Origin of the sequence: Segetibacter sp. (genome assembly GCF_025963695.1) — a bacterium.
Taxonomy (GTDB): domain Bacteria; phylum Bacteroidota; class Bacteroidia; order Chitinophagales; family Chitinophagaceae; genus Segetibacter.
Window position 1 is genome coordinate 1 of record NZ_JAOQAH010000072.1, and the last position, 13460, is coordinate 13460.

General features: G+C 42.1%; 11 protein-coding genes and 1 tRNA gene. 8 read left to right on the top strand and 4 right to left on the bottom strand.

What is annotated here, in order from left to right:
- Positions 1 to 52: 52 nt before the first annotated feature.
- The 3 genes from JWR87_RS12435 to JWR87_RS12445 all read right to left on the bottom strand — a co-directional run bounded on the left by JWR87_RS12435 (position 53) and on the right by JWR87_RS12445 (position 2159).
- Positions 53 to 139, bottom strand: a tRNA-Ser gene (locus JWR87_RS12435).
- A gap of 129 nt (positions 140 to 268) precedes the next feature.
- The gene (locus JWR87_RS12440) at positions 269 to 1036 is read right to left on the bottom strand and encodes a TatD family hydrolase (RefSeq protein WP_297820507.1); all 768 of its coding nucleotides are present in this window, start codon (positions 1034 to 1036) and stop codon (positions 269 to 271) included.
- 508 nt (positions 1037 to 1544) lie between these two features.
- Entirely contained in the window at positions 1545 to 2159 is a 615-nt protein-coding gene (locus JWR87_RS12445; protein WP_297820509.1) for a polysaccharide deacetylase family protein, read from the bottom strand.
- A 329-nt stretch (positions 2160 to 2488) separates the two neighbouring features.
- On the opposite strand from JWR87_RS12445, the gene JWR87_RS12450 reads away from it, so the two are divergent.
- Both JWR87_RS12450 and JWR87_RS12455 read left to right on the top strand, forming a co-directional pair.
- Positions 2489 to 2686: a cold shock domain-containing protein gene (locus JWR87_RS12450; protein ID WP_147203988.1), complete on the top strand. Its 198-nt coding sequence runs from the start codon at positions 2489 to 2491 to the stop codon at positions 2684 to 2686.
- 206 nt (positions 2687 to 2892) lie between these two features.
- A complete protein-coding gene (locus tag JWR87_RS12455; RefSeq protein ID WP_297820512.1) occupies positions 2893 to 3396 on the top strand; it encodes a hypothetical protein in 504 nt (167 codons plus the stop codon).
- A 57-nt stretch (positions 3397 to 3453) separates the two neighbouring features.
- On the opposite strand, the gene JWR87_RS12460 is transcribed toward JWR87_RS12455, so the two are convergent.
- Complete coding sequence (locus JWR87_RS12460; RefSeq protein WP_297820516.1) at positions 3454 to 5085, bottom strand: carboxylesterase family protein; 1632 nt, start codon at positions 5083 to 5085, stop codon at positions 3454 to 3456.
- A 480-nt stretch (positions 5086 to 5565) separates the two neighbouring features.
- On the opposite strand from JWR87_RS12460, the gene secA reads away from it, so the two are divergent.
- From secA to JWR87_RS12490, 6 genes are all read left to right on the top strand, one after another.
- On the top strand, positions 5566 to 8898 hold the full coding sequence (secA, locus tag JWR87_RS12465; RefSeq protein WP_297820518.1) for a preprotein translocase subunit SecA: 3333 nt from the start codon (positions 5566 to 5568) through the stop codon (positions 8896 to 8898).
- Between the two features lie 668 nt (positions 8899 to 9566).
- Positions 9567 to 10235, top strand: a complete 669-nt coding sequence (gene deoC, locus JWR87_RS12470) for a deoxyribose-phosphate aldolase (protein WP_297820520.1) — start codon at positions 9567 to 9569, stop codon at positions 10233 to 10235.
- Between the two features lie 14 nt (positions 10236 to 10249).
- Positions 10250 to 10699 (top strand): SPOR domain-containing protein, encoded by a 450-nt coding sequence (locus tag JWR87_RS12475; protein ID WP_297820523.1) that lies wholly within the window; start codon positions 10250 to 10252, stop codon positions 10697 to 10699.
- 33 nt (positions 10700 to 10732) lie between these two features.
- Positions 10733 to 11914 (top strand): M20 family metallopeptidase, encoded by a 1182-nt coding sequence (locus JWR87_RS12480; protein WP_297820526.1) that lies wholly within the window; start codon positions 10733 to 10735, stop codon positions 11912 to 11914.
- A 125-nt stretch (positions 11915 to 12039) separates the two neighbouring features.
- Positions 12040 to 12798 (top strand): HNH endonuclease, encoded by a 759-nt coding sequence (locus tag JWR87_RS12485; protein ID WP_297820529.1) that lies wholly within the window; start codon positions 12040 to 12042, stop codon positions 12796 to 12798.
- Positions 12799 to 13212: 414 nt separating this feature from the next.
- Positions 13213 to 13416 carry a DUF350 domain-containing protein gene (locus JWR87_RS12490; RefSeq protein ID WP_297820532.1) on the top strand — a complete coding sequence of 68 codons (204 nt, stop codon included), beginning with the start codon at positions 13213 to 13215 and terminating at the stop codon, positions 13414 to 13416.
- The last annotated feature ends 44 nt before the right edge of the window (positions 13417 to 13460 follow it).

The following is a 13460-nucleotide window of genomic DNA, read 5'->3' on the forward strand; positions in this document are numbered from 1 at the left end:
ATGAAGGACGGAGCTGTTGAGGAAATACAACTTGTAGGTGTAAGAAGCATTGCGGAGACGGCGAGATTCGAACTCGCGATACAGTTTCCCGTATACACACTTTCCAGGCGTGCTCCTTAAACCACTCGGACACGTCTCCAATTTTATATGCTTAACCAGCTTTTCCTTTTAAGCCTTTTCCAAAGATAATTATCCATTCTATAAGAGAGCGGAAACCACCTGGGTTAACTAATCGCTTAAAAGGGGTTGCAAAAATAGGGGTTGAAAATTATTGTCCGAATATTTTTTCCGCATTGGCTGAAGTTATTTCAGCAACCTCCTCTACCGTTACACCCTTTATGTCTGCCAGTTTTTGAGCAATAAAAGCCAGGTAGCTGCTCTCATTTCGTTTGCCCCTGTAAGGAACCGGTGAAAGATAGGGGGCGTCTGTTTCTAACACAATATGATGGAGCGAAATGTCTTTTAAGGCTTCAGCAAGGTTCGCATTTTTATAAGTGAGCACCCCTCCTATCCCAAGTAAAAAACCCAGGTCTATAATTTGTTTAGCTGTTTCATTGTTATCTCCAAAGCAATGAAAGATACCGGTAAGTCCTTTTGATGCAAATGGTTTTACTGCTTCAATGGTCTCAGCCATTGCATTACGGGTATGGATAACAATGGGAGAACGGTACTGTAATGCCCATTCCATTTGCTTATTAAAAGCATCGAACTGCTGTTGTTTGTAAGTTGTATCCCAATAAAAGTCGAGGCCAATTTCCCCGACTGCAACAAAGGTTCTTTCAGCCAGGTATTTCTCCACTATTTCAAGTTCCTGCTGGTAGTTTTCCTTTACCGAGCAAGGGTGTATTCCCATCATTGAAAAGCATTCGCCCGGATACATCTCTTCAAGTCTAAGCATATCTTCTACTACCCCGCTATCGATAGCCGGAAGAAAGAATTTTGCTACGCCTGCATTTCTTGCCCGCTGCAATACCTCGTGAAAATCGTTCTCAAACTCTTTTGAGTACAGGTGTGTATGACTGTCTATTAATCTCATTTTGCAAATTTCTTCTTTTTTAATAATTGCCGGTACTCACCGCTTAAAGGTTTCGGGCCACTAATATTTTTTATTTCAATATTGACAAAGATTCTTTCGCAATTGTTAGCACAGTAGCTTCAAAAAAAGAAAGATTTTTGTATGCAATACACCTGTCGTTGTAAAAAAAAGATTCCTTCTGCTTGTACTATAGCATGTAGTGACAAAATATATTTTTCCGGGGGCGTGAAAATAAAGTTTGCATGAAGTGCGTTTATAATCGGGACAGCGCATTTAAGAATTAGATGGTTAAAAAAAGGCATATCAATCGCTTTTTTATAAACAACCAAAACTAAGTTTTCATAGGGTACGGATTAAAAGAGGGCCGGGGTTTCTACCCCAGGCCCAAATTTTTTTTATGCAAGTAGTATTGGTTGCAGGGGATCTTTATAGAAAGGCTTTGTGTAGCTGGCATGAGACCCTGCGTTGCAAGGCCTGGGTGCCTGGTCTCAAAAGGCTGATCAACTCCTCAGGAGATGGCTTTCATAACATATCCTCTACCTGCAAAAAACTCAAGCGATTTTGGCAATGCAAATGCTAACCGGGGCAGGGCTTTTTCACTGTCGTGAAAAACGATGATAGACCCTGAAGTTGTGTTGGTAACCACGTTATCAAAACACTTTTGAGGTGAAAGAGATAGATCGAAATCGCCGCTCAACACATCCCACATAATAACTTTAAACCGGGGCAACAATTCTTTTACCTGCGACCTTGTTATTCGTCCGTATGGCGGGCGAAAAAGAGTACTGTTAATTGTTTGTTGAGCCAGGGTGATATTTTTTAGATAGACCATATCGCCGGACTTCCAACCATTAATATGGTCGTGTGTGTGATTGCCGACCGTGTGTCCCTGGTCAAGAATCTGCTGATAGATATCAGGATACTGTGTTACATTTTTTCCCACACAAAAAAAAGTAGCCTTTGCATTATACTGCTGCAGGCATTGCAGCACAAACGGGGTTATGGTAGGATGTGGGCCATCGTCAAAAGTTAGAAAAATTTCTTTTTTGTCCGTGGGTATTGTCCAGGTCAACCCCGGAGAATATAACTTTCTAAGCCACCACGCCGTTTTTACTACATACATGATGCAAAAGAACAAAAAAGCAAACGTTCTATCGTTGGTTTAGCGTTTCGGACCTGGAAACGGCGATGTAAATGCAGTAAGGAAGCGCATTTTTTATTATCCCCTTCGGTTTGCTGCCTCACTTAACTGCATCAGAAACACAGCGATATGTGCCCGATGTGAAGGGGTAAATATAATAATCAGCGATAGGGTTTGCCTTTATCGCCCGTTCATATATTATTAACATGTGGAAAAAAACACCAGGGATTTAATTTCAAAACAGTATGACATAAGATTGCGTTTTCATAATAAAAAAAATATACCTTTAATCTTTATTAATTGAAATTATCATGAAAGAAACAGGAACAGTTAAATTTTTTAACGAGGCAAAAGGTTTTGGATTTATCAAAAACGAACAAGGAAAAGACTTTTTTGTCCACGTATCAGTACTAAAAGGCGGTACACTCAACGAAGGCGAACGCGTAGAATTTGAAACAAGGGAAGGCAAGAAGGGAATGGAAGCTTTCAACGTTAAGGTTCTAGGTTAATATATATTAATCAAAAAGCAACAATATCTGCCCGGCATTCCGCTGGGCAGATATTGTTTTAGCAACTACCCGCTATACCCACCTCCAGTCTTTCTAAAGACTTATTACAAACCTCCTATTTTTCTGTGGAAAAGTCGTTACTATAGTATTTGCTATTACTATTAGATTCGTGCTATTAACAGCCACCAAAACGAAGAAAGCAACATATGGAGAGCGATAAGTACCCCCACTTTATTAAAGCTGGTGAAAGTACAGAATGGTATTCTGAAGAATTTATTTGTAGCAGTCTTATTAATTATCTTAAGAAAAATGGCTATAAAATTCACGAGGAAAAACCAAAAAACCTCACCGGCAAGCCGGAGAAGATAATAACAGTTTCAAAATTTTTTACAAAGGAAATTATTGGCATAAAAGGATTACCTCCGGCAAACGACCGGAACAGCCTGTTGAAAGTGCTCGATAAAAACGACTCGCCACAGGCTAAAAGCTGGTTTTACGAATCTTTGTTCAACTCATTTATCAACTTCGGAAAATACTACTCCGATGAAAATGCAGTGGGCGCAATGGCGCTGCCAAATGTGGAACGATACCAGGCTATTTTTGAAAAGGTGCAGGACTATTTCACATCGAACAACCTGTATTTTAAGTTATACATGATTAATGAAAACGGAGATGTAGATGTAATGAACCTGCACGATACGGAAACCTAAATCTTAATGGCAGCAGCCATACAGTGTAACATCTCCGCAGCCTCCTCAACCTTGAACTTAAATGCCTTTAGGGGACGGCGTATCTAAAAAAACATATCTCTCTCTGCGAAACTCAGGTTCTGCCCTTGTATTCACATCTATCATCATTACCTGCACATGGTTACTTTTAACGGCAGGCCATACAGGAAGTGCAAGACCGTTAGGATCGCCGGTTTTTATAAAGTTTGCAAAGTATGACTGCATGATGTCTGACACTTTAAAATCTTCGGGCTGCCAGTCGTACACCCTGTTTGTTGGCAAGTTTCCCAATGCATACTCTATTTCTGCAGAATGTACTGCCCCGGTTGCGGGCTTTGGCTTTGGCACGGCTGAATCACTCTTCATTATTCCGCCGGCAAGGCCAGCTACTGCATCGCCCATTTCTGCCCGCATGGCAGGCCGCGGACGTGTATAAAAATAACGATACACCGGTTTTCCTCCTGTCTTGCTTTGTAGTTCGGCCCACTTCCAGGTGCTATAGCCAATAAAGCGATCGCCTGCTAATAAAGTTGCCATCTTTTCCACCTCTCCGTCTGACGATGCATGGTATGCTTTTAAGGCATCAGCTGCGCGGGCTCCATATAATTTTTGAACGGCCTCAGTATAGTTTTGCAAGGTGGGCTGGTTTTGGCCAAGTATTGATTTGTAATTATTTTCTTCAGAGTTCCACCCTACCAATAAGGGCACGTGTGCCTGTTCACCTGCGGCATAAATTTGTACCGGAGCTTTAGGAAAAAAGTATCCATCTACAGTTGGGCCAAAACGTGGCGTACCTTGTTTAGCCGTGGCCTGCAACAATTCTTCAGCCGGCATTGCACGAAGTGCAGCAAGCGATGAGGCGCCAATGCTGGCAGCAAATTGCACTCCGCTTTGTTCTGCATCGGCACGGGGTGTGGTTGGGGTAGCACTAAGTAAAGACCCGCTTTCGCCTATAGCACCTGCCATTAAATTTTTTGATAACGGAGAAGCCATTTGGGCACTAACCGAATAGGAACCTGCTGACTCCCCGGCAATGGTAACCCTTTTTGGATCGCCGCCAAAAGCTGCTATATTTTGTTGAACCCATTGCAGCGCTGCCGCCTGGTCTAAGAAACCGTAGTTGCCTGATGCACCATGGGGCGATTCTTTTGTCAAGGCGGGGTGTGAGAAAAAACCAAACACGGTGAGCCTGTAGTTGACAGTAATTGCCACAATGCCTTTTCTTGCCATACTCTCGCCATCATATCTCCACTCTGAGCCATCGCCGGCAACAAGACCGCCACCATAGAAGTAAACCAGTACCGGTAATTTTTGTGTTGTGGGTGTAGCAGGTGTCCACACATTTAGATAAAGGCAATCTTCACTCATACCATTACTACGAAAGCCCATGTCGCCAAAGAGCGCACGTTGCATAGCACGAGGGCCAAATTTGTCAGCTTTGCGAACCCCTGTCCAGTTCTTTACCGGTTGAGGTTCGCGCCACCGCAGGTTACCAACGGGAGGTTGACCAAAGGGAACTCCTTTAAACGAACGGATGCCGGATTCGTATGTTCCCTCTAAGGTACCATTTGCTGTTTTTACCTGTGGAGCTGTTACCTGGTTATTTGTTTGACTGTAAGCTGTTGCTATACATGATGCGACGAGCATCGAGAAGATGAGAAGTTGTTTCATATTTGCAAGTGAGATTAAATGAATTTTTGTAACCAGCCGAAGTTAGTAATGCCACAGCGATTTACCTTGCTATGAAGCACTTTAATTGCAGGCAATTGCTGTTGAACTTTGTTTGACCGGTAAAGAAGAGAAGGAGCTTTTGAAAAGAAGTATGGCAGACCTGGAATGAATGATAAAACCTTTGGCTAACTGCTTTGGTAGTTGGGCTTTATGAAATAGCTATCCGAAAAGCTGACATCTGTTCTTCAAAAAATTTAAAAGGAGTACGACTGCTGAAGTGTGCGACGCAACGATGTGCTATTTTTAACGATAGCAGGGCTCCAAATATTAACACTACTCCATTTTGCTGTTTTCGGCTGTCTCAACCGCTTTTGTTACCTTTGCGAGGCTGTCATATTGACTAATTCTGATCATTAGCATCAAATTTGACAAATAAACAAATCTTTGAAGAATTTTATACCAATACGCAACGCATAAATTATGTTAGGTTTTATATCAAAATTATTTGGGGGAAGCAAGTCGCAGAAAGATGTGAAATTATTGCTTCCTATTGTAGAGAAGACAAATCAATATTACCAGCAATACCAGTCATTGAGCAACGATGAGCTTCGTGCAAAAACTGTTGAATTCAAGCAGCGGATCAAAGATCATTTGACCGAAATAGATAGTGAGATTGCAAAGCTGACAGGCGATGCAGATGCGCTATCATCAGAAGATATAACTGGTCGCGATACCATTTTCCAGGTAATAGATAAGTTGAAAAAGCAACGCAACGCTAAGATAGAGGAAGCACTGAAGGATATACAGCCCGAGGCTTTTGCAGTGGTAAAAGAAACGGCGCGACGTTTTACCCAGAATACCGAACTTACAGCTACGGCCAACGACCACGATCGTGCGCTGAGTGTATCGAGACAACACATAAAAATTGAAGGCGAAACGGTAACCTTTAGCAGTACATGGCTTGCAGCAGGAATTCCGGTAACATGGAATATGATTCACTACGACGTACAGTTGATCGGTGGATCTGTTTTACATGAAGGAAAAATTTCGGAAATGGCTACAGGTGAGGGTAAAACTTTGGTTTCTACCTTGCCTGCATACCTGAATGCCCTGGCAGGCGAAGGTGTACACATAGTTACCGTAAACGACTACTTGGCCAAACGTGACTCTGAGTGGAACGGACCGATATTTGAATTTTTAGGACTTCGCGTAGATTGTATCGACAAACATCAACCTAATACCCAGGAACGCAGAAACGCTTACCATGCGGATATTACTTATGGTACCAACAACGAATTTGGTTTTGATTACCTGAGAGATAATATGGTGCATACTCCTGATGAGATGGTGCAACGCAGGCATCACTATGCAATGGTGGATGAGGTGGATAGCGTATTGATTGACGATGCCAGAACTCCGTTAATCATCAGCGGTCCCGTACCTCGTGGCGACGAACAGGAATACCATATTTTAAAGCCGAGGGTACTGCAACTGATAGAAGCTCAGAAAAGAGTGACCAACCAGTTTTTAAATGAAGCAAAGAAGAAATTTGCAGAAGGTAATGACGACCCTAAAGATGGCGGACTTGCCCTGATGCGTGCATACCGTGGTTTACCTAAAACCGGTGCCCTGATTAAATTCTTAAGCGAACCGGGGGTACGTTCGAAGCTGCAGAAAACAGAGAATTACTACCTGGCAGATCAGCAACGCGAGATGCCGAAAGTGGACGAAGAATTGTTCTTTCATATAGAAGAAAAAAACAACCAGGTCGATCTTACTGACAAGGGTATTCAAATGATCACCAAAAGCGGTGAAGACCCTAACTTCTTTATTCTTCCTGATATCAGCGTTCAGCTAAATGCAATAGATATTGATCAAAACTTATCGCCCGAAGAAAAATTGCATCAGAAAGAAGCGATCTTAAACGATTATTCTCTTAAGGCCGACCGTATTCACACGGTGCAGCAATTACTAAAAGCGTATACTCTTTTCGAGAATGACGTAGAGTATGTGGTAATTGATGGCGCGGTAAAAATTGTAGATGAACAAACCGGTCGTATTATGGAAGGCCGTCGTTATAGCGACGGGTTACACCAGGCTATTGAGGCAAAAGAAAATGTAAAGATCGAAGCGGCCACTCAAACCTACGCTACTGTTACATTGCAGAATTACTTTAGAATGTATCATAAGCTGGCCGGTATGACGGGTACTGCAGAAACAGAAGCAGCAGAGTTTTGGAGTATTTATAAACTGGATGTGGTGAACATTCCAACCAATATTCCTGCAATTAGAAAAGACGAACAGGATTTGGTATTTAAAACAAAGAGGGAGAAGTATAAGGCGGTTATTGAAGAAATAGAAAAGCAGCGGAATTTAGGTCGCCCATCGCTGGTAGGTACCACCAGTGTGGAGGTGAGTGAATTGCTAAGCCGGATGCTGAAGCAAAAACAAATTCCACACAACGTACTAAATGCAAAGCAACACGCCAGGGAAGCACAGGTAGTTGCCGAAGCGGGTTTGCCGGGCAATGTAACCATCGCCACCAACATGGCTGGTCGTGGTACCGATATTAAGCTTGGACCCGGCGTAAAAGAAGCAGGTGGATTGGCTATTTTAGGTACTGAACGCCATGAAAGCCGCCGTGTAGACAGACAGCTTCGTGGTCGTGCCGGTCGCCAGGGTGACCCCGGATCTTCTATGTTCTTTGTTTCGCTTGAGGATGATTTAATGCGCATGTTTGGTAGCGAACGTATTGCGAAAGTGATGGACTTCGCCGGGTATAAAGAAGGTGAGGTTATTCAGCATAGCATGATTACCAAGAGTATTGAAAGGGCCCAACGTAAGGTGGAGGAAAATAATTTTGGTATTCGTAAACGCCTGCTTGAGTATGATGATGTGATGAACAAGCAGCGCACCGTTATTTATACCAAACGTAGTCATGCGTTGTTTGGGGAAAGACTGGCACTGGACCTGGATAATGGTTTTTATTCGGTGGCTGAAGGATTGATCGCAGGCTTTAGAGAGCAATCGGATTTCGAAGGCTTTAAAATGTCGGTGATTGTAAACTTTGGTATCGACACGGCCATCACAGAAGATGAGCTGACCAGGGCAAATGAAAAGCAACTTGCAGAAAGGCTATACCAGGAGGCAATAACCAACTACCACCATAAGAAGGTTGAGGTAGCTCAAAATGCGCTACCGGTTTTCCAGAATATTCGTGAGCAACAAGGAAAACACATCGAAAACGTGGTCGTTCCTTTTACAGATGGCCGTCGTGGAATACAGGTGTTAGCTAACCTTGATAAAACACTGCAAAGTAATGGAGTTGAACTAACCCAGGCGGTAGAACGCAACGTAGCGCTGAACCTGATTGATGATGCATGGAAAGAGCACCTGCGTGCCATGGATGATTTAAAGCAAAGCGTGCAAACTGCCTCTTATGAGCAGAAAGACCCGTTGGTTATTTATAAGATGGAAGCTTTTGGATTATTCAAAAAATTGGATGAGCAGGTAAACCGCGATATCGTTTCCTTCTTATGTCATGCAGGTATACCAGTTGAACAGGAGCAGCCCGAAAAAGTGATACATGAAGGCAGGCAGCAAAAGACCGACATGAGCAAAATGAGTATCAATAAAGACGATATTGATGTTGCCGGCCAGGACTATGCTGCAAATGAAAACGACTACTTCGATCCTGGTACAACAGCCGTAAAACAGCAGCCAATAGTGGTAGGACCAAAAGTTGGCCGAAACGACTCCTGCCCTTGCGGAAGCGGCAAGAAGTTTAAGAACTGCCACGGAAAGGATTTGTAAGGCGCATCAGAAATTGAGAATTGGACCATCAGGAATTACTGAAGGAGCGATTAGAGCGTAGTTTTTTGATATGTATTTTCCCGGTTACCAGCTTTCGATTGTTGCCTCAACACCGTTGTGTCACTCACTTTTACATTTTATTTTCTGTTGAACCGGAGCGTAAAATCAGTAAGTAAACAATCGCTCAAAGTCTGTAAGAGCCATTTAAAATATTAGACATAAAAAAGCATTTACTACATTGTATAAATGCTTTTTTTTATAAAAGAACAAAATTTAATAGTAGAAAAATGGCAGGCGTTTGCTTTACCGGCTCTAAAATTGTATTGGCGCCGTAGAAACTAAAAGAGCAAAAAAACCTTCAGGTCAGGTATCATTATCAGGCACTGCAACAGTAGCTGAAATTGAAGCAGCGATGTGAGCATCTTCCGCCGGGGGAGACTTCAAATAAACATCGGATATACCCTACCGCCAAGCAAGGGAAACGAGGTGCCGGCAACCTTTTTTTTAAACGACAGCGGTCCACTTGAAAAAAGGTTGCCCGATTCTTGAATAATTGATTGTGAAGAAATTTTTAAGAATACCTGGCTGCATTTTTAAAACCAATTAAAAATGATCCGGGGGATAAAGTGTTTTCAATTCCTAATTATCAAATTCCTAATTCGACCTGAATGAGCCTTAACAAATACATCGATCATACCATTCTTAAACCTACCACTCTCATAGCCGACGTTGAAAAGTTGTGTTTTGAAGCAAAAGAGTACGGGTTTGCTGCTGTCTGCATCCCCCCACCTTTTGTAAAAATCTGCAAAGTACTTCTGCAGGACTCGCAGGTTAAAGTAGCAACGGTTATTGGCTTTCCGTTCGGTTACGCTGCGGTAGAAGCCAAGCTGGCGGAAATATTACTGGCAATGGTTGACGGTGCAGATGAACTGGATGTAGTGGCAAATATTGTGGGTATTAAAAATAATGACTGGAAGTTAATTTCGAATGAGATCAATCACATAATGCCTGTTGTTAAAAGCAGAGGAAAGGTTATTAAGATCATTGTCGAGAGCGGCGTTTTAACGCAGGATGAACTATTGAAATGTTGTGAGTTATATGGGGCAGCAGGAATAGATTACCTGAAAACATCAACAGGTTATGCAGAAAAAGGTGCAACCATAGAGGCGGTAAAAACGATGCGGGCAAATTTACCTGCACACGTTCAAATTAAAGCTTCAGGTGGAATTAAAACAAGCGGGTTTGCACAGGAATTAATTGATGCGGGTGCAACAAGGCTGGGATGCAGTGCAAGCGTAGCACTTGTAAATCAGCAACCGGCCAAAACAAATTATTAATCTTGTAACACGTTATGAAAACAATATTATTATTTATTTCAATTTTTGTTATCTATCCTGCTATTGTAACCAGCCAGGGACTTAGTAAAGACACTTTCTCTTCTGTGATTGTAAATAAAGATCCCAGGTTTGATGAGATGGCAGCAAGGCAGGCAGAAATCAACAAAAGGTCGCAAAAAAGCGGCCCGAGACGAGCAAGCGGCTTTCGTGTACAAGCGGCAAACACGCAAAATCGCGATGAAGCAAATGCAGTGAAGGCAGAACTGTTGAGCCGTTTTCCCAACGAAAAATCTTACCTGCTATACCAGTCACCTAATTTTAGGGTACGAATTGGAAATTTTTTGACCCAAAAAGAAGCATTTCAGTTAAGGAAAACGATTTCTGCCCTGTATCCTCAGAAAGGCATTTATATTGTTCCTGACATTATTGAGTACACTCCGCCGGGTGACGACGATAACCAATAAGTAAAGAAACCCGGGTTAAAGTATCTTTGCTTTATGCTAAAGGAGAAAATAAAAACACTTGCACTACAATATCAACAAGAGTTTATAAAAGTTCGCCATCATCTGCACGCACATCCCGAATTGAGCTACCAGGAGTTTGAGACGTCAAAATATATCCAGCAAAAACTTACTGAATTCAACATTCCCTTCCAGATAAAAGCTACCACAGGGGTAGTAGGATTGATTAAAGGAAATAACCCCGACAGCCGGGTTATTGCATTGCGCGCTGATATGGACGCACTTCCCATAAAAGAAGAAAACGAAGTAGAATACAAATCGGTAAATGAAGGCCTGATGCATGCCTGCGGCCACGATGTGCATACTACTTGTCTTTTAGGTGCTTCAAAAATTCTCAACGAACTAAAAGACCATTGGGACGGAACTATAAAATTGTTATTTCAACCAGGTGAGGAAAGAAACCCGGGTGGTGCGAGTTATATGATACGCGATGGTGCGTTGGAAAACCCGAAGCCGCAAGGAATTTTTGGAATGCATGTTCACCCTGGTTTGCCATTGGGCAAATTTAGTTTCCGAAAAGGAAGGGTAATGGCAAGCGCGGACGAAATTTTTATTACCATAAGGAGTAAAGGCGGTCATGCTGCGGCGCCGCACCTTACTGCTGATACCATTTTAATAGCGTCACACTTAATAGTAAGCCTGCAACAAATTATTAGCCGCAACAATAACCCCACCTCTCCTTCTGTCTTATCCATTTGCTCCATCGAAGGCGGACATACCACCAACGTAATACCAAGCGAAGTAAAGCTAAAAGGCACATTCCGGGCAATGAACGAAGAATGGAGAAAAAAGGCGCACGAACTAATTAAAAAACAAACAGAAGGCCTGGTAACTGCCATGGGCGCAGAAGCAGATGTGCTGATAGATGTGGGATATCCTTTTGTTGACAATGATCCTTTATTTACCGAAGTGGGATGGCGATTGGCAGAGGACTATTGGGGCAAAGAAAATGTACAAGAGACAGAGCTAAGAATGGGCGCAGAAGATTTTGGCTATTATACGCACGTAATTCCAGGTTGTTTTTATCGCTTAGGCGTCGGAAATGAAGAAAAAGGAATTGTTCATAACGTGCATACTCCAAAATTTAATATTGATGAAGATGCCATAACAAACGGAATACAAATGATGGCGTGGTTGGGAGCGAAGGCCTGTTTCTAGTGTTTTTTGTACTGTTTGTAATTTGATCAGCAAAGCTTAACATTACAACACCTGCCTTTAAAGCTGCTTCCTGGTGGCAATGCTATCTCAACACACCCTACAATTTCAATTAGTAATTTTGACACATGATTAAGGACTATCCAGGTGAACGATGGAAAACCATTGAGTTCGACATTGAGTTTACAAACAAGTTCCGGATTGAAGTTTCCAACTTTGGACGACTTCGAACTTTTAACAAGATTTCTAACGGAAACATTATCAAAGGCTCAATTACCAATGGTTACCGTGTTGTGCGACTAAAACTTTACAAACACAGAGATGAAAAAATAAAAGCCAAATTGGACAACCTGCAGCAACAAGTGTTTGAACTTGCACGGAAATTAAAGTCGCAGATTAACGAAGGAGAAAACGAACAAGTAATCAACGAAACATCTGTATTGCTGGACACGTTGAAGAAAAAGGTGAGCAAAAAATTTCAGCAAGACCTTAAAGAGCGCACCATTAATCATCAATCGCTCATTCACCGGCTTGTAGCCGAATACTTTCTGCCCAAACCTGCATCGGGGCAAACAATAGTTGGGCACCTTGACCATGACAAATTAAATAACAGGGCACACAACTTAAAATGGATGACACCGGAAGAAAATTATGAACATCAAAAAAATAGTCCACGTGTAATCGAAGACCAACTACAAAGGCAACAAAGGCAACAATCAAATCCGAATAGAGCAAAACTAACGGTGACAAGAGTGATGCTATTGAAAAAGCTGTTGAATGAGGGCAAACCAATGAAACAACTGGTAAAGCTTTTTAAAGTGACCGAAACACAAATCATTAGAATAAAACGGGGAGAAAACTGGTCTAACATACAAACATTAAACTAACGACAGAAGAGAAGCACTTGCCAATAAGCGTATTGGCAATAGTAGCACCACGAACGTTGGCGCAATGGGCCGCATTATCGCTATTTGGCTTTGGTTTGCGCAAAAGGAACTCTTGTGAACATCAGAATAACTTATTAATCTTTGAATAAATAATGAACTCCGGGTGCCACCCGGAGTTTTTTTATTTCCCGCCCCATCTGAAAGGGATACAAACGATGGCTTGGTTGGTGGCGAACGCATTGGTCCGGAACTTTTTTGTTGCGCTATTGGTATTATGGGTGGCAGCTGTGTAAATTACCTGTACCTGTTGTTTGTTTTAGTTTATTTTACATCCGTTCAGGCGGGAGCCGTTGGTTAACTACGTAACCGTGTTGAATGCAAATAATCACTTAAAACAACATTAAACTAATAAATATGCAGAATGCTATTATCGCTTCCATTGTGTACGCTCTATTGGGAATCGGAATTCTGGTAGCCGTTTTTATGCTGGTAGAAGTATTAACTCCGAAGCATAACATACGAAGAGAAATCCTGGAAAAAAACAACATTGCCCTGGCGATATTAGCAGGTTTTTTTATGTTATCTATGGCGCTTATTATTGCATCCGCCATCCATTAAAACGTGAATATGTTTTAAACAGGGCACTCTCTTAGTATAGCTGG

What these genes read in the sequence shown, in the direction of transcription:
- JWR87_RS12480 (WP_297820526.1), top strand. Translation starts at nt 10,733, where the DNA reads ATGCTAAAGGAGAAAATAAAAACACTTGCACTACAATATCAACAAGAG.
- JWR87_RS12475 (WP_297820523.1), top strand. Translation starts at nt 10,250, where the DNA reads ATGAAAACAATATTATTATTTATTTCAATTTTTGTTATCTATCCTGCT.
- JWR87_RS12460 (WP_297820516.1), bottom strand. Translation starts at nt 5,085, where the DNA reads ATGAAACAACTTCTCATCTTCTCGATGCTCGTCGCATCATGTATAGCA.
- JWR87_RS12490 (WP_297820532.1), top strand. Translation starts at nt 13,213, where the DNA reads ATGCAGAATGCTATTATCGCTTCCATTGTGTACGCTCTATTGGGAATC.
- JWR87_RS12455 (WP_297820512.1), top strand. Translation starts at nt 2,893, where the DNA reads ATGGAGAGCGATAAGTACCCCCACTTTATTAAAGCTGGTGAAAGTACA.
- JWR87_RS12440 (WP_297820507.1), bottom strand. Translation starts at nt 1,036, where the DNA reads ATGAGATTAATAGACAGTCATACACACCTGTACTCAAAAGAGTTTGAG.
- JWR87_RS12450 (WP_147203988.1), top strand. Translation starts at nt 2,489, where the DNA reads ATGAAAGAAACAGGAACAGTTAAATTTTTTAACGAGGCAAAAGGTTTT.
- JWR87_RS12485 (WP_297820529.1), top strand. Translation starts at nt 12,040, where the DNA reads ATGATTAAGGACTATCCAGGTGAACGATGGAAAACCATTGAGTTCGAC.
- JWR87_RS12445 (WP_297820509.1), bottom strand. Translation starts at nt 2,159, where the DNA reads ATGTATGTAGTAAAAACGGCGTGGTGGCTTAGAAAGTTATATTCTCCG.
- secA (WP_297820518.1), top strand. Translation starts at nt 5,566, where the DNA reads ATGTTAGGTTTTATATCAAAATTATTTGGGGGAAGCAAGTCGCAGAAA.
- deoC (WP_297820520.1), top strand. Translation starts at nt 9,567, where the DNA reads ATGAGCCTTAACAAATACATCGATCATACCATTCTTAAACCTACCACT.